The organism is Kocuria sp. WRN011 (genome assembly GCF_002295155.1).
GTDB lineage: Bacteria > Actinomycetota > Actinomycetes > Actinomycetales > Micrococcaceae > Kocuria > Kocuria carniphila.
In genome coordinates this window covers 50,670-66,634 of sequence record NZ_NSGI01000005.1, presented here as the reverse complement: position 1 = coordinate 66,634, position 15,965 = coordinate 50,670, and the positions used below count along the sequence as shown (strand labels likewise).

Below are 15,965 nucleotides of genomic sequence, written 5' to 3'. Positions count from 1 at the left end.
CGGTGGGTGGGAGACACAGACAGAAACATCTCACACCAAAGGTTGACGTAGGTCACATTCTAACCTAACGTTTTCACTAGATAGAACTTAACTTCCACAATCCGAAAGACGGGCACCCGCGAGGGGTCACCGCACAGGAGGAACACCGTGAGCTACACCGTCAACTCTTCGATCTTGCTGACCGACCTGCCGATCAACGACCGCCCGCAGGCCGTGGCTTCCGCGGGTTTCACTCGCGCCGAATTCTGGTGGCCGTTCCCCACGTCCACCCCCTCGGATGCCGAGATCCAGGAATTCGTGGACGCACTCAAGAACGCAGGCGTCCAGTTGACCGGCCTGAACTTCTACGCCGGTGACATGCCCGGCGGCGAGCGCGGTGTGCTCTCCCAGCCGGCTCGTTCGGATGAGTTCCAGGCCAACATCGACGCCGTGGTGAAGATCGCCCAGGCCACCGGCTGCAAGGCGTTCAACGCGCTCTACGGCAACCGCCTGGACGGCGAGGACGCCGCGGAACAGGACCGGATCGGCGTCGAAAACCTGCAGCGCGCGGCGGATGCCGTGGCTCCCTTGGGCGGCGTCGTGCTGCTCGAGCCCGTCTCCGGAACCGAGGCCTACCCGCTCAAGACCGCCGCGGACGCCCTGGCCATCATCGAGAAGGTGGGTCGAGACAACGTCAAGCTGCTGGCCGACTTCTACCACTTGGCCGTCAACGGTGACGACGTGGAGCGCGTCATCGAGGACCACGCCGCTGACTTCGGTCACATCCAGATCGCCGACAACCCCGGCCGCAACGAGCCCGGCACCGGTGAGCTGCCGCTCGAGAAGTGGATCGACCGCTCCCGTGAACTCGGTTACGACGGCGTGATCGGCCTGGAGTACAAGGCTTCGCAGGAGGATCCCTTCGCGTGGCTGCCCCGCGAGAAGCGCGCCTGATCCGGCCGCCCCGTCACCTCACAAGAACTCACTACCAAGCACCAGCTACACCCGCGGATCACCGCAGAACTTCTAAGGAGAACATCATGACCAAGGTTGCTGTTATCGGATTGGGCATCATGGGCCTTCCCATGGCCAAGAACCTCGTCACCGCAGGCCACGAGGTGACCGGTTACAACCGCTCCCCCGAAAAGGCCCAGGAGCTCGCCAAGGCCGGCGGCACCGCTGCCGGTTCCGTGGCCGAGGCCGTCAAGGACGCCGAGGTCATCATCACCATGGTTCCGGACTCCCCGGACGTTCAGGACGTGGTGGAGGGCGAGGACGGCGTGTTCGCGAACGCCCCGCAGGGTGCCCTGTGGATCGATGCGTCCACCATCCGCCCGGACGTGGCCGTGAACCTGGCCGACGCCGCTCGCAAGGCCGGCATCCGCCCGCTGGACGCCCCCGTCTCCGGTGGCGAGCAGGGCGCGATCGACGCCGCCCTGTCCATCATGGTCGGCGGCGAGGCCACCGATTTCGAGGCCGCCCAGGAAGTCCTCAACGGCGTGGGCAAGACCATCGTGCACGTGGGCCCCTCCGGCTCCGGCCAGACGGTCAAGGCCGCCAACCAGCTCATCGTGGCCGGCAACATCCAGTTGCTCGCCGAGTCGGTCGTGTTCCTCGAGGCCTACGGCGTTGATACGGACGCCGCTCTGAAGGTCCTCGGTGGCGGCCTGGCCGGTTCCAAGGTTCTCGATCAGAAGGGACAGAAGATGCTCGATCGCAACTTCGATCCCGGTTTCCGCCTGGCCCTGCACAACAAGGACATGGGCATCGTCACCGCCGCCGCACGCGAGGCCGGCGTCACCATCCCGTTGGGCGCTGTCGTCGCCCAGTTGGTCTCCGCCCTGGTCGCCCGCGGCGACGGCGGACTGGACCACTCGGGTCTGTTCAAGCTCGCCAATGAACTGTCCGGCGGCGACAAGAAGTAATTCCCCGGCCCACGCGGGCACGGCGGTCTGACACAAGATTTCAAGGAGAACATCATGACCAAGATGCGTACGGTGGACGCCATTGTCGCCATCCTGAAGAAGGAAGGCGCAACCGAGGCGTTCGGTTTGCCCGGTGCGGCTATCAATCCGTTCTACTCAGCCATGCGTAACGACGGCGGGATCCGCCACACGCTGGCCCGCCACGTCGAGGGTGCCTCGCACATGGCCGACGGTTACACCCGTGCCGCTCCCGGCAACATCGGCATCTGCGTGGGCACCTCGGGCCCCGCGGGCACCGACATGATCACCGGCCTCTACGCCGCGATCGCGGATTCGGTGCCGATCCTGTGCATCACCGGTCAAGCTCCGGTGGCCAAGCTGCACAAGGAAGATTTCCAGGCCGTGGACATCGCCTCGATCGCCAAGCCGGTGACCAAGATGGCCGTGACCGTTCTGGAGCCGGGCCAGATCCCGGGCACCTTCGCGCGAGCGTTCCACGAGATGCGCACGGGCCGCCCCGGTCCGGTGCTGATCGATCTGCCCTTGGACGTGCAGTTGGCCGAGATCGAGTTCGACATCGATCTTTACGAGCCCCTGCCCGTGGCCAAGCCCGCGGCCACCCGTGCCCAGGCCGAGCGTGCCCTGGACATGCTGTTCGCCTCGGAGCGTCCGCTGATCGTGGCCGGTGGCGGCGTCATCAACGCCAACGCCTCCGAGAAGCTGGTCGAGTTGGCCGAGGTGCTCGACGTTCCCGTGATCCCCACCCTGATGGGCTGGGGTGCCATTCCCGACGATCACCCGTTGATGGCCGGCATGGTGGGTCTGCAGACCTCGCACCGCTACGGCAACGAGTCGTTCCTGGCCTCGGACTTCGTCCTGGGCATCGGTAACCGTTGGGCCAACCGCCACACCGGTTCCATCGACAAGTACACCGAGGGTCGCACGTTCGTGCACGTGGACATCGAGCCCACCCAGATCGGTCGCGTGTTCTCGCCGGACCTGGGCATCGTCTCGGACGCCGACGCCGCTCTGACGGTCCTCCTCGAGGTGGCCAAGGAACGTAAGGAAAAGTTTGCCGTTCCCGATTACGGTGTGTGGGCCAAGGAGTGCATCCAGCGCAAGGGCCAGCTGCAGCGCAAGACGCACTTCACCGAGGTGCCCATCAAGCCGCAGCGCGTGTACGAGGAGATGAACTCGGCCTTCGGCCAGGACGTCACCTTCGTGTCCACGATCGGCCTGTCGCAGATCGCCGGTGGCCAGTTCCTGCACGTGTACGGTCCGCGCAAGTGGATCAATGCCGGTCAGGCCGGCCCGCTGGGTTGGACCGGTCCGGCCGCCCTGGGTGTGGTGCGCGGTAAGCCCGGTGAGACCGTGGTGGCGCTGTCCGGTGACTACGACTTCCAGTTCATGATCGAGGAACTGGCCGTGGGTGCGCAGTTCAACCTGCCCTACATCCACGTGGTCGTGAACAACTCCTACCTGGGCCTGATCCGTCAGTCCCAGCGTGGGTTCAAGATGGAACAGAACGTGTCGCTGGCCTTCGACAACATCAACTCCCCGGAAACCCAGGGATACGGTGTGGACCACCTCAAGGTGGTCGAGGGCCTGGGCTGCAAGGCCGTGCGCGTGACCGATCCCGACAAGCTGCAGGACGCGTTCTCCGAGGCCAACTCGTTGGCCCAGGAGCACCAGGTTCCCGTGGTGGTGGAAGTCATCCTGGAGAAGGTCACCAACATTTCCATGGGCACCGAGTTGGACAACGTGGTGGAGTTCGAGGAGCTGGCGGCACGCGGTGTGGACGCTCCCACCGCCATCGCCCTGCTCGACTGATACCGGACTGTTCTACTCTGTCCGATACCTCGCGGGCCGCTCACGGAATACGTGCGCGGCCCGCGGTTCAGCTAAAGATTTTCGGGAGGTTCTCGTGCGCATTGTGGTGGCACCAGACAAGTTCAAGGGCTCGGTGAGCGCCGAGGAGGCGGCCGAGCACATCGCTGCCGGGATCCGCGAGGCCCAGCCCGACGCCCAGGTCACGATCCTGCCCGTGGCCGACGGCGGTGAGGGCACGTTGGATGCCGCGGTCACCGCCGGTTACACACGCCACGACCTCACGGTCACCGGCCCCATCGGCGAACCCGTGGCCGCGGCCTGGGCCCGCCTGGACAACACCGCCGTGGTCGAGATGTCCCTGGCCTCCGGCCTGGCGGCGCTGCCCCACGACGAGAACGGCGAACCGATCCTCGCCGCTCGCGAGGCCACCAGCCGCGGCACCGGTGAATTGATTGCCGCCGCACTCGACGCCGGCTGCACCCGGGTGATCCTGGGGGTGGGCGGCAGCGCCAACACGGACGGCGGCGCGGGCATGCTCGCGGGTCTCGGCGCCCGCCTGCTCGACGAGCAGGGCAACGAGATTCCCGACGGCGGCGCCGCCCTCGCGCAGTTGGCCTCCGTGGACGCCTCCGGCCTGCACCCCCGTATTTCCTCCGCACAGTTCATCCTGGCCGCGGACGTGGACAACCCGCTCACCGGCGAGCGCGGTGCCGCCGCGGTCTTCGGACCCCAGAAGGGCGCCTCCGAGCAGGACGTGTCCGAGCTCGACGCCGCCCTGGCCACCTTCCGCGATGTCCTCGCCGAGACCTTGGGAGACTCGGCGCGCGACGCCGCGGAAGCCCCGGGCGCCGGAGCCGCCGGCGGGGTGGGCTATGCCGCGCTGGCCGTCTTGGATGCGACGCGAAGGCCCGGGATCGACGTCGTCCTCGACCTGGTGAACCTCAACGAAGCCGTGATCGGCGCAGACCTGCTGATCACCGGCGAAGGCAGCCTGGACGAACAGTCCTTGGGTGGCAAGACTCCGGTGGGTGTGCTCAAGGTCGGGCAGGCGCACGGCGTGCCCGTGATCGCGGTGTGCGGGCGCACCACCTTGGACCGAAAGACCCTGGAAGACACGGGTTTCCGCGCCACCCACGCTCTCTCCGACCTCGCTCCGGACGCCCAGACATCCATGCGTGAAGCACCCCGGTTACTCCGTGAGGTGGGACACACGGTAGCTTCAGAACTAGCCTCGACCTTGAACGGCTGAACGGCCCGCGCCGTCACCGCTCCCGCACCCCTCCGAAAGGAACTCCCCGTCATGAACGCAACCCCTCAACAGGGCAACAAAGACTCCGGTAAGAACACCGGCAACGCCAAGAACAACCGGCCCGCTGAGGACAAGAACCAGCGCACCACGGACCCGCAGGTCAACGAGGAGCGCGCCACGGAGAGCGTGAAGGCCAAGGTGGCCGAGGCGGCGTCGAGCCCCGAGGTCAACGAATCCCCGCAGGACGTAGCCCAGGAGAACTCGCAGCTGGCCGTGACCGAGGAGCGTCGCGAAGAGGTCGAGTCCGCGCGTGCCGAGCAGATCAAGCTCGCCAACGAGGTCAACAGTGCCGAGCGCGTGCGCGAACTGATCCGCGCGTACAAGTCGGAGAACAAGCTCAAGGATTCGGACGAGCCCACCGAGGCTCGGATCACCGGCCAGCACGCGGGCACGTTCGACCTGGTGGTGCGCGGCAAGCAGGTCTCGTGCGGCGATCATTTCTCGCCGCGTGAGATCGGCGTCAAGAACGGCAAGATCGTGGCGATCGAACCGCTCGGCGCGAACCTCGAAGGCACCAAGGTCGTGGAACTCGCCGACGACGAGACCCTCATTCCCGGCCTCGTGGACACTCACGTGCACGTCAACGAGCCCGGCCGTACCGAGTGGGAGGGCTTCGGCTCCGCCACTCGCGCCGCGGCAGCCGGTGGCGTGACCACCATCGTGGACATGCCCCTGAACTCCGTGCCCGCCACCGTGAACGTGGCCGCGCTCGAGTACAAGCGCCTGTTCGCGCAGCAGAACGCGTTCGTGGACATCGGCTTCTGGGGCGGTGCGATCCCCGGCAACAAGCAGGACCTGCGTCCGCTGCACGACGACGGCGTGTTCGGTTTCAAGTGCTTCCTGCTCCACTCCGGCGTGGACGAGTTCCCGCACCTGGAGGCGGACGAAATGGAAGAGGCGCTGGCCGAGGTCAAGACCTTCGACTCGCTGCTGATCGTGCACGCTGAGGATTCGCGCACCATCGACAAGGCCCCGCAGCCCAACGGTGACGTGTACGAGCACTTCCTCAAGTCCCGCCCGCGCGGTGCCGAGAACATCGCCATCGCAGAGGTCATCGAGCGCACCCGCTGGACCGAGGCGCGCTCGCACATCCTGCACCTGTCCTCCTCCGACGCGCTGCCCATGATCGCCTCCGCCAAGCGTGACGGTTTGGACATCACTGTGGAGACCTGCCCGCACTACCTGACCCTGCTCTCCGAGGAGATCCCCAACGGCGCCACCGCGTTCAAGTGCTGCCCGCCGGTGCGCGAGGTCTCCAACCGGGAGAAGCTGTGGGAGGGTCTGTTGGACGGCACCATCGACTTCATCGTCTCGGACCACTCGCCCTCGACCCTGGACCTCAAGGATCTGGGTAACGGCGACTTCGGCGTGGCGTGGGGCGGCGTCTCGTCCCTGCAGCTGGGTCTGTCGCTGATCTGGACCGAAGCCCGACGCCGCGGCGTGGGCCTGGACAGGGTCCTCCAGTGGATGTCCACTCGCCCGGCCGAGCGCGTGGGCCTGCGTTCCAAGGGTCGCCTGTCCCTGGGCTACGACGCCGATATGGCCGTCTTCGCGCAGGACGAGAGCTTTGTGGTGGACGCCAAGTCCCTCAACCACAAGAACCCCATCACCCCGTACCAGGGCAAGGTGCTCTCCGGTAAGGTCCGCAAGACCTTTGTGGGCGGCAAAGAAGTCGATTACAAGAAGCCCTCGGGCCGTCTGCTCAATCGCGGTCTGGTGTGATTCTCACGCGGTAGCGGCTGGTTAGCGGCCTATTAGTGGCCCATGAGTGGCTTGCCCGGGTTTCACGGTGGATACTGTGAAACCCGGGCACGCTATTGATATTTTTCACGTATGGTTTGCCCGGTCGACCCGCCGGAGGTGACGTGTCTGGGTTTACCCGTCCCCGTTGGCCCGTCTGGCAGGTTCAAACACGGGGAAGGAACGGTTCCGCAGCTAGGAGCGCACCATGACAGATTTGATCGATACCACCGAGATGTACCTGCGCACCGTGCTGGAGCTTGAGGAAGAAGGCATCCCAGCCCTGCGCGCCCGCATTGTGGAGCGACTGGGTCACACCGGCCCCACCGTGTCCGAAACCGTGCAGCGGCTGTGCCGCAAGGGGCTCATGACCCTCTCCGAAGGAGACATCCGTACCCGCACCGTGTCCCTGACCGCCGAGGGCCGCGCGCAGGCCACGTCCGTGATGCGCAAACACCGCCTGGCCGAACGCTTGTTGGCTGACGTGATCGGGTTGGAGCTGCCCTACGTGCACGAAGAAGCCTGCCGCTGGGAACACGTGATGAGCGACCGGGTGGAAGTTCTGCTCGAGAAACTGCTGTCCTCGCCGACCACTTCCCCCTATGGCACCCCGATCCACGGGGCGTTCACGCAGAACCCCGAGGGTGTCTCGCTGTTGGATGCGGTGGCGCAGACGAGTGCTGCTTCTGGTGGTGCCGAGGCGGATGCTGCTGGTGCTGATTCGGTTCGGCCCGGTGGCGCTGGCACGGGTGCTGGAACTGGCGCGGATGCTGCCGAAGCTGGTGTGCCCCACTCCGACGGCGAGCGCGAATACACCTTGGAGCTGATCTCGGAGTCTGTTCAGACCCACGCGGAGTTGCTGCGCTCCCTCTACGATGCCGGGCTCATGCCGGGTGCCACCGTAGTGGTCGCCGGCTCAGCTCAGGCTGACACGGATGCCCACTCGGCTCACCCCGGCCCCGTGACACTGCGCCGGTCCGACCGCACCGAAACCGTGGAGATCCCCGGGGAGCTGGCGGCGTCGATCCTGGTGTCCTAACCGACATAGGTGCAGGGACCGGCACACGCTCAAGCTTGTCCAACCGCCCGGTCTCCCGTCATGTGTCCGCGGCGCAGCCTGTTAGCGCGGCCTATCCAGTCTGATGTGAGGAACCTGCAGCACCGCGGCCTCATGTGATGAAGATGCAGAAAAGGTGCCCGCTATCTGCATTTCCCTCCCCTGAGACTTCGCTCCTGCTTTTCCCTCACATGAGGCTCCCCGGCCGGCCATCCTGCCCCGCCTCATCCGGTCCGATGTGCCATGACCCGCAACACCCCAACTGCGCGTCAATGTCTCACGCACGCTATTGATCGCGTGACCACCCCGCCTTTCGCACAGATCGCTAGATTGTTGACAATAGGCGGATTTCCTTCAATCATGAACCATGAGCACATGGGACGTGTCTGAGGGTCATCCCTCCCCCGATCCGGCCCCCGCAACGGAGGCCGTGCCCGACCCTGCGGATGTCCGCTCGCCGCTTTTCACGGCCCTGGAGTACGAGCAACGGTTGAGATGCGTCCGCGAGAAGATGGCTCAGCAGGGGTTGTCCGCGCTGATCGTGACGGATCCGGCCAATCTCTTCTACCTGACCGGCTACGACGCCTGGTCGTTCTACGTTCCGCAGATGCTGTTCATCCCCGCCGAGGGAGACATCCTGCTGTTCCTGCGCGAAATGGATGCCCAGGGAGCCTTCCGCACTTCGTGGCTGCCTCCGCATCAAATCATCGGCTACCCGGAACGCTACGTTCAGCGCCCGCACCTGCACCCCTTCGACTGGGTGGCCTTCGCCCTACGACGGCGCGGTCAGGTCGCCCCGGCCGCCCACGGGTGCGTGGGATTGGAAATGGATGCGCACTTCTTCTCGCCCAAGGGCTATCGCTCCTTGATCAACGCCCTCCCCGAATGGCTCCTGGTCGACTGCTTCGAACTGGTCAACTGGGTGCGCTCCGTGAAGTCGGAGGCCGAGATTTACTACATGCGTCTCGCAGCGAGGGTAACCACCGCGGCCATGCAAGCGGCGATCGATGCCATCGAACCCGGTGTCCCCCAGAACAAAGTGGCCGCCCGAATCGCCGCGGCGCAGGCTGAGGGCGACGACGACGCCTGGGGTGACTTCCCGGCGATCGTCCCCATGATGCCCACCGGCGCCTCCGCAGACACACCTCACTTGACGTGGTCGGACAGGATCTTGAAATCCGGCGACGCCGTGGTGGTCGAGTTGAGCGGCGTCCATCGGCGCTACCACGTACCCCTGGCCCGCACCGTGACCCTGGGCGAACCCAGTGCGGAGATGCTCCGGCTGGAAGAAGCAGTGGCCGCAGGTTTGCAGGCCGTCTTGGACGCGATCGCCCCGGGGGTGCCCGTCCGCGAACTGGCCAGTGCCTGGAACTGGAAACTGGCCGCCTACGGGCTCGAGAAACACAGTCGTCTGGGCTACTCCGTGGGCATCGGTTACCCGCCCGACTGGGGCGAACGGACCATCAGCATTCGCTCCGAGGACGAGACCATCCTCGAAGAAAACATGACCTTCCACCTCATCTGCGGCATGTGGATGACGGGGTACGGCTACGAAGTTTCGGAGACCATCCGAGTGACCAGCACGGGGGTGGAAACGTTCACATCCTTCCCCCGCCAGATCATCAGGAAGTGAGCTCATGACCAACACCACGCCACACGTCACCACCGTCCGTTCCTTGGACCCCAATCCCACCGCGGGCATCTCGGGTCCGGCGTCCGAGGGCCTGTTCCCCCTGTCCTCCCGCGCCGACGGACTCGTGGGGTCGGTCATCGACTCCTCCACCTCCCTGCTGGCGGCCCAGACCCACGACATCGTGCGCTTTGCGATGGGCGCGCCCGCCGCGGAAGTGATTCCCACGGAAGAGTTCCGGCAGATCGCTGGCGAGGTACTCACGGACGCGAGCTTCACCTACGGTGCCACCGAGGGAGAACCGGATCTGATCACCACGGTCACCGAGCAGTTCTCGAGTGGGTCCACCGACCCCGAACGCATTGTGATCACCTCCGGTGGCATGCAGGGACTGGACCTGGCGTTCAAACTGTTCACGGATCCCGGTGACCTGGTGGTCGTGGAGAGCCCCACCTACACCAACGGCTCCGGCACCGCTCTGAGCTACGGCGCGGACGTCCTGGAAGTCCCCGTGGACGACAACGGCATGGACATCGACGCTCTCGAGACTCTGGTCGCGGAGACCGGCCGCACGCCCCGCATGATCTACACGATCCCCAACTTCCAGAACCCGTCCGGCACCACCCTGAGCGAGGATCGCCGACGCCGCTTGCTGAACCTCGCGCACCAATGGGGCGCCATGATCCTCGACGACGATCCGTACGGCGCCCTGCGCTTCTCCGGCGATCCCGTTCCCGGCTTCCGAGAGATCAGCCCGGATGACCCCCTGGTCTTCTCGGTGCGGACCTTCTCCAAGATCCTGGCCCCGGGCCTGCGCGTGGGCTGGATCAACGCGGATCCCCGCCTGCGCAATTTGCTGATCGCCGGCAAGCAGGCCATGGACACGTGCGCCAATGTCCCGGCCCAGCACATCATCAACGCCTATATCGCGCGCGGCGGCTACGGCGAGCACCTGGCCGGGCTGCGCACCGAGTACAAGCGGCGCAAGGAAGCCATGGACGCATCCATCGCCAGGCACCTGGGCGATCGTGTGCGCACCACCGATCCCGACGGCGGCTTCTTCCTGTGGGTCACCCTCCAGGGCGACGACGCTCGGGTGTCTTCCTCGCGCTTGTTCGAGATTGCGCTGGCCGAGGGCGTTGCGTTCATTCCCGGTCCCGCACTGTCGCCTTCGGGTCAGTTCGAGGACGCGTTCCGCTTGTGCTTCGCCTCGAGCACCCCAGAACGCACGGAGGAAGGCTTGCAACGACTCGCTCGAGCCCTCGACATCGCCCGCAAAGAGGTCGACGGGTAAACCTGCCCGAACCGCTCACAGGCAAACCGCCGCCGTGACCGGGGCCGAGCGCGCACGGAACCAAGGATCCACGGGACCGAGAATCAGCGGCCATGAACAGGCACCACATATGAACGGAGATCCTCATGACCAGTGACGATGTTCAGTGCACCCCGGAGGAACGGGCCGTGCTCGATCTCATCGACCCCGATGAACTGGTCGCGCTCACGTGCACCCTGGTGAACACCGCCGGTGAGAATCCCGGGGGCAGCGAGGAACCGACCGCCCAAGCCTTGGAACGCGCAGCCGAGGAGCGAGGGTTACTGGCCAGCAGCGACGTCGTCGCCCCTGGGCGACCCAATGTGGACGTGGACCTGCCCGGGGGCGGACCCGTGGCGAACGGGCCGGGGTTGTTGTTCCTGGGCCACTCCGACGTGGTGCCCGCCGGGCCCGGGTGGACGCGGCAGCCCTACAACGCGGAGGTCGAGGGCGATCGGCTGTACGGCCGCGGCGCCACGGACATGAAGGGCGGGCTGGCTGCAGTACTCGTCGCGATGGACGCGCTGCGCCGTTCGGGTACGGAACTCTCCGGGCCTGTGCGGTTGTCCTCCACCGTGGATGAGGAGGATCTGGGCCTCGGAATTCGCCACCTCACCGCACGCGGGCTGGGCCGTGAATTCCGCGGCTGCATCGTGGCCGAACCGACCGATCTGCAGACCGTGATTGCGTGCCGCGGGGATTCCTACCTCGAGGTCGAGATCACCGGCGTCCCCGCACATTCCGGGCGGCCGGCGGACGGGCGCAACGCGATCGACGCCGCCGCGGCCCTCCTCACGCTCGTCAAACAGGACCACGAAAAGCACACGCGTGAAACTGATCCATTGCTGGGATCACCCACCTGGAATGTGGGCAAGATCGAGGGTGGCCGGGCTACCTCCATGGTGGCGCCGTCGTGCCACGTGTGGCTGGACCGGCGGCTCATGCCGGGTGAGGACCCGGAACAGATCCTCGCTGAGCTCCACAAGGCCGTGGACGAGGCCGGAATTACCGGCGACGGGATTTCAATGGACATCGAGATCACCATGTCCATGCCGGGCTTCCGCACAGACCGCGATCATGGGCTGGTCAGCACCGTGCACGGAGCGGTCGCGGACGTGGGCGGGGCGGCGTCGATCGGCGGCTGGACGGCCGCGTGCGACGGCGGATTCATCGCTCGCGACCACGGGGTACCCACGGTGGTCATGGGCCCGGGCGGACTCAACGATCAGGCCCACCAGGTGGATGAGTCCGTGAGCGTTCGCGAGTTAACGCAAGCGGCCAGGGCATACACCCTGGCCGCGTTGCGATTGCTGTCGCGCTGATGTCTCCGCGAGAGCGCTTACCTGTTGACCACGGGCATCTTGCCCGTCTCCGGGATCTCCGTACCGCGCAGTGACGCGCCCACGGTCTCCTTCATGAACTTGGCGGCGATCAAACCGATGACACACGCACCCATCATGTAGAACGCGGGGATCAGCGGGTTACCGGTGGACTCGATCAGTGCCTCGTTGACCAGCGGTGCGGTGCCGCCGAAGATCGCGGTGGACACGTTGTAGGTGATCGCGAAGCCGGCGTAGCGGACCTGCGTGGGGAACATCGCCGGGAAGGTGGCCGAGATGCAGGCCAGCTGCGGGATGTAAAGCAGACCCAGCACCGCGAAGCCCAGCAGCGCCCACCAGAAGCCATTGGCCATGAGCATGTACATGGGGATCGACATCACGATCAGGCCGATGAGCGAGAAGTACCACATGGGTTTACGGCCGAATTTGTCGGACAGCGTTCCGGCGAACGGAATCACGAGCATCATGGCGAACTGCGCGATGAACATGATGGTCAGCACCGTCTGTGCGGACATCTCCGTCTGGCCCTCCAAGTAGGTGGGCATGTAGCTGAGCAGGGTGTAGTTGACCACGTTCACCGACACGACCAGTCCGGCCATGATCAGCATGGGCTGCCAGTACGTGGTGATGAGTTCCTTGAGGGCCATGCCCGCGGATTCCTCCGAGTGGCCAGCCTCTTCCAGCTCAAGGAACACGGGCGAGTCGGCCAGCTTGGACCGCAGGTACAGACCGATCAGACCCATGGGTCCAGCCAGCAGGAACGGAATGCGCCAGCCCCACTCCATCATGGCCTCGTTGCCGAGGATGACCTCGCCCATCAGCACGATCAGCGAACCAAGGGCGAAGCCACCCAGGGTGCCGAACTCCAGGAAGCTGCCCAGAAAGCCTCGCTTCTTGTCCGGGGCGTACTCGGCCATGAACGTGGCCGCACCGCCGTACTCACCGCCGGTCGAGAAGCCCTGGATCACACGCAGCAGCACCAACAGGATGGGGGCCGCCAGGCCGATGGTCGCGTGAGTGGGCAGGATGCCGATACAGAACGTGGCACCGGCCATCAGGATGATGGTCAGCGCCAGGATCTTCTTGCGGCCCAACCGGTCACCGAGCGGGCCCCAGAACAAACCACCCAGGGGGCGGACCAGGAAGGACAGGGCGAACGTACTCAGCGCCAGCAGGGTGCCGGCTTCACCCGGGAAGAAGTTCTGGGTGATGTAGACGACCGACACTGCATACACGCCGTAGTCGAACCACTCGGTGGCGTTACCGATCGCAGAGGCAGCCACCGCACGGCGAACCGTCTGGGCGTCCGGTTCCGGGTGGTGGGCGGCTCCGTCTGGAGTATTGGCGCCGCGTGGATCGTGCGGCGGATCAGCCTGGTGTTGCGAATTCATGGAACCCTCCATGGTGAATTCAGCGGGCACCTGATGGCGCACCGGCGCTCTACGGCCGTGACGCAAAAGACGCCCAAACCGTTTGATTGTCGACAATCCTACCCCTAGGCTTATCGGTACGTAAGACGTTGACCTGCAAACCCTTGTGTTTGCCCCGGACCGGAGGCCGCCATGCCCGGCAATCTGCTACGACCCGTGGTGCAAGAAACCACACCGTCACTGATCGCCCGGCAACTGCGACGAGCCATCGGTGACGGCGAACTGGCACCCGGCCAGCAGCTCAATGAAATGGAATTGAGCCGCTCCCTGGGCGTGAGCCGCGGCCCACTGCGCGAAGCCATGCAGCGCCTCACACAAGAAGGTCTCCTGCTCAGCGTGCGTAACCGCGGCGTGTTCGTCATCGAGGTCACCGACGACGACGTTCGCGACCTCTATCTCGCTCGGAACGCCGTGGAGCGCGCGGCCGCCGCGCGGGTCATCGCGGGCGACCCCGAGGCCGGTGCGGATCGACTGCTGGAAAAGGTCGACGAGATGTCCGCGGCCATCGAACGCGGAGACACTGCCGCGTTGACCGAGGCGGACGTCGCGTTCCACGAACTGCTCGTGGAGCTGTCCGAAAGCCCCCGTCTGATTCGAATGCACGACACCCTCATGGTGGAAACGCGCATGTGCATGACCGCGCTCGAAACCCGGTACGCGTCCCACAGTTTTCGCCTGGACGAGCACCGGGAGATCACCGAAACCATCCGCGCCGCGGATGAGGCCCGCGTGGATCTGCTGCTCCTCGATCACATGCGTGACGCCGTGATGCGCCTGACCACCGAGGACGCGTAACTCGCAACCCTAGAGGCGCTCACCAGGCACAGGAGCTGCACCGCCAATCCACGCATGGCCCGACGCCGCGCCACGGTTCCGGGGGCCAGTGCCCCGGAACCGCATCGCACCAGCCTCAGGTGCGCGGCACGGCCACGTACTTGTACTCCAGGAACTCCTCGATCCCCACGCGGCCACCTTCGCGACCGAGTCCGGAGGCCTTCACTCCGCCGAACGGCGCGGCGGGGTTGGAGACGATGCCCGTGTTGAGTCCGACCATGCCGACTTCCAGAGCGTCGCTCACCCGGAAGCTGCGGTCCACGTCCTGCGTGAACAGGTAGCCCACGAGTCCCCACGGGGTGTCGTTGGCCATCTCGACCACTTCATCCTCCGAGTCAAAAGGGATCACGGGCGCCACGGGGCCGAAGATCTCCTCGGTCATCAACTGCGATCCCGGATCCACACCGGAGAGCACGGTAGGGCTATAGAAGAACCCGGGGCGATCAGGGCGGGAACCGCCACATTCCACGGTGGCACCCTTGGCCACGGCGTCGTCCACGAGCTCCTGGACCTTGTCGAGTGCCTTGGCTTCGACCAGGGGCCCGACGTCGGTCCCGTCCTGGGCGCCGTCGCCCACCGATAGCCCGCCCAGCCGCTCGGCGAGCTTGCGGGAGAACTCGTCCATGACCGAGCGGTGGACGAACAATCGGTTGGCCGCGGTGCAGGCCTCGCCCATGTTGCGCATTTTGGCGGCCACAGCGCCGTCGACCGCGCGGTCCAGGTCCGCGTCCTCGAAGACGATGAACGGCGCGTTGCCGCCCAGTTCCATGGAGGAACGCATGACGTGCTGCGCGGCCTGTTCCAAGAGGCGGACGCCCACATCCGTGGATCCGGTGAAGCTGACCTTGCGAGCGATCCCGCTGGCCATCCACGGGCCGACCACCGAGGACGCCTTCTTGGTGCACACCACGTTGAGCACCCCGGCGGGCAACCCGGCCTCGATCAGGATGTCGACCAGGGCCAGGGAGGACAGTGGCGTGAGGTTCGCGGGTTTGAACACCATGGTGCAGCCGGCGGCGATGGCCGGTCCGATCTTGCGGGTGCCCATGGCCAGGGGGAAGTTCCACGGCGTGACCAGCACGCACGGGCCCACGGGTTGTTTGGAGACCATGATGCGGTTCTTGCCGTCACCGGTTATGGTCTGGTCGCCGCCGATCCGCACGGCTTCTTCGGAGAACCAGCGGAAGAACTCGGCCGCGTAGGCCACCTCGCCCTTGGCTTCTGCCAGCGGCTTGCCCATTTCAGTGGTCATGATGAGGGCCAGCTCGTCCTGGCGTTCCATGATCAGGTCGTACGCGCGGCGCAAGATTTCGCTGCGTTCGCGCGGTGGCGTGGCGGCCCATTCCTTCTGAACCCGCCCGGCGGTCTCGATGGCGCGCTGGGCGTCTTCGGGTCCGCCGTCGGCCACGGTCGCGATGACCTCTTCGGTCGCGGGGTTGAGCACGTCGAAGCGGGCTCCGGAGGCGGCTTCGCCCCACTGCCCGTCAATGAACGTGCCCGTGTTGACCGTGGCCACCGCATCCAGCGCGGCCTGCGAGGTGCGGAGTTCGGTGGTGTGTGTGCTCATCAGAGTTCCTTC

12 protein-coding genes are annotated in these 15,965 nt (G+C 65.8%); 10 read left to right on the top strand and 2 right to left on the bottom strand.

Annotated features, from left to right (window positions below):
• The first annotated feature begins 147 nt into the window (after positions 1 to 147).
• From CKW39_RS08090 to CKW39_RS08050, 9 genes are all read left to right on the top strand, one after another.
• Positions 148 to 933, top strand: coding sequence for a hydroxypyruvate isomerase family protein (locus tag CKW39_RS08090; RefSeq protein WP_095797634.1), 786 nt, complete (start codon positions 148 to 150; stop codon positions 931 to 933).
• The gene (locus CKW39_RS08085; protein WP_238663023.1) at positions 906 to 1,904 is read left to right on the top strand and encodes a 2-hydroxy-3-oxopropionate reductase; all 999 of its coding nucleotides are present in this window, start codon (positions 906 to 908) and stop codon (positions 1,902 to 1,904) included. The genes CKW39_RS08090 and CKW39_RS08085 overlap by 28 nt, the downstream gene beginning before the upstream one ends.
• A 54-nt stretch (positions 1,905 to 1,958) precedes the next feature.
• Positions 1,959 to 3,734: a glyoxylate carboligase gene (gcl, locus tag CKW39_RS08080; protein ID WP_095797633.1), complete on the top strand. Its 1,776-nt coding sequence runs from the start codon at positions 1,959 to 1,961 to the stop codon at positions 3,732 to 3,734.
• 94 nt (positions 3,735 to 3,828) lie between these two features.
• The gene (locus CKW39_RS08075) at positions 3,829 to 4,983 is read left to right on the top strand and encodes a glycerate kinase (protein WP_095797632.1); all 1,155 of its coding nucleotides are present in this window, start codon (positions 3,829 to 3,831) and stop codon (positions 4,981 to 4,983) included.
• 429 nt (positions 4,984 to 5,412) lie between these two features.
• Positions 5,413 to 6,765, top strand: coding sequence for an allantoinase AllB (allB, locus tag CKW39_RS08070; protein ID WP_095797845.1), 1,353 nt, complete (start codon positions 5,413 to 5,415; stop codon positions 6,763 to 6,765).
• Positions 6,766 to 6,991: 226 nt separating this feature from the next.
• Complete coding sequence (locus CKW39_RS08065) at positions 6,992 to 7,822, top strand: metal-dependent transcriptional regulator (protein WP_095797631.1); 831 nt, start codon at positions 6,992 to 6,994, stop codon at positions 7,820 to 7,822.
• A gap of 385 nt (positions 7,823 to 8,207) precedes the next feature.
• On the top strand, positions 8,208 to 9,473 hold the full coding sequence (locus tag CKW39_RS08060) for a M24 family metallopeptidase (protein WP_202976172.1): 1,266 nt from the start codon (positions 8,208 to 8,210) through the stop codon (positions 9,471 to 9,473).
• Between the two features lie 4 nt (positions 9,474 to 9,477).
• Positions 9,478 to 10,764: a PLP-dependent aminotransferase family protein gene (locus CKW39_RS08055; protein ID WP_095797630.1), complete on the top strand. Its 1,287-nt coding sequence runs from the start codon at positions 9,478 to 9,480 to the stop codon at positions 10,762 to 10,764.
• Between the two features lie 125 nt (positions 10,765 to 10,889).
• Positions 10,890 to 12,104 carry a M20 family metallopeptidase gene (locus CKW39_RS08050; RefSeq protein WP_095797629.1) on the top strand — a complete coding sequence of 405 codons (1,215 nt, stop codon included), beginning with the start codon at positions 10,890 to 10,892 and terminating at the stop codon, positions 12,102 to 12,104.
• Positions 12,105 to 12,121: 17 nt separating this feature from the next.
• Here CKW39_RS08050 and CKW39_RS08045 read toward each other — a convergent pair whose 3' ends face one another.
• Positions 12,122 to 13,513: an MFS transporter gene (locus CKW39_RS08045; protein WP_031272991.1), complete on the bottom strand. Its 1,392-nt coding sequence runs from the start codon at positions 13,511 to 13,513 to the stop codon at positions 12,122 to 12,124.
• 171 nt (positions 13,514 to 13,684) lie between these two features.
• On the opposite strand from CKW39_RS08045, the gene CKW39_RS08040 reads away from it, so the two are divergent.
• The gene (locus tag CKW39_RS08040) at positions 13,685 to 14,347 is read left to right on the top strand and encodes a GntR family transcriptional regulator (RefSeq protein ID WP_095797628.1); all 663 of its coding nucleotides are present in this window, start codon (positions 13,685 to 13,687) and stop codon (positions 14,345 to 14,347) included.
• Positions 14,348 to 14,462: 115 nt separating this feature from the next.
• On the opposite strand, the gene CKW39_RS08035 is transcribed toward CKW39_RS08040, so the two are convergent.
• Entirely contained in the window at positions 14,463 to 15,953 is a 1,491-nt protein-coding gene (locus tag CKW39_RS08035) for an NAD-dependent succinate-semialdehyde dehydrogenase (RefSeq protein ID WP_095797627.1), read from the bottom strand.
• Between the last annotated feature and the right edge of the window lie 12 nt (positions 15,954 to 15,965).

Excerpts from the sequence above, each read along its gene's own strand:
- CKW39_RS08050 (WP_095797629.1), top strand. The coding sequence starts at position 10,890 with ATGACCAGTGACGATGTTCAGTGCACCCCGGAGGAACGGGCCGTGCTC.
- CKW39_RS08040 (WP_095797628.1), top strand. The coding sequence starts at position 13,685 with ATGCCCGGCAATCTGCTACGACCCGTGGTGCAAGAAACCACACCGTCA.
- CKW39_RS08060 (WP_202976172.1), top strand. The coding sequence starts at position 8,208 with ATGAGCACATGGGACGTGTCTGAGGGTCATCCCTCCCCCGATCCGGCC.
- CKW39_RS08045 (WP_031272991.1), bottom strand. The coding sequence starts at position 13,513 with ATGAATTCGCAACACCAGGCTGATCCGCCGCACGATCCACGCGGCGCC.
- CKW39_RS08055 (WP_095797630.1), top strand. The coding sequence starts at position 9,478 with ATGACCAACACCACGCCACACGTCACCACCGTCCGTTCCTTGGACCCC.
- CKW39_RS08035 (WP_095797627.1), bottom strand. The coding sequence starts at position 15,953 with ATGAGCACACACACCACCGAACTCCGCACCTCGCAGGCCGCGCTGGAT.
- gcl (WP_095797633.1), top strand. The coding sequence starts at position 1,959 with ATGACCAAGATGCGTACGGTGGACGCCATTGTCGCCATCCTGAAGAAG.
- CKW39_RS08065 (WP_095797631.1), top strand. The coding sequence starts at position 6,992 with ATGACAGATTTGATCGATACCACCGAGATGTACCTGCGCACCGTGCTG.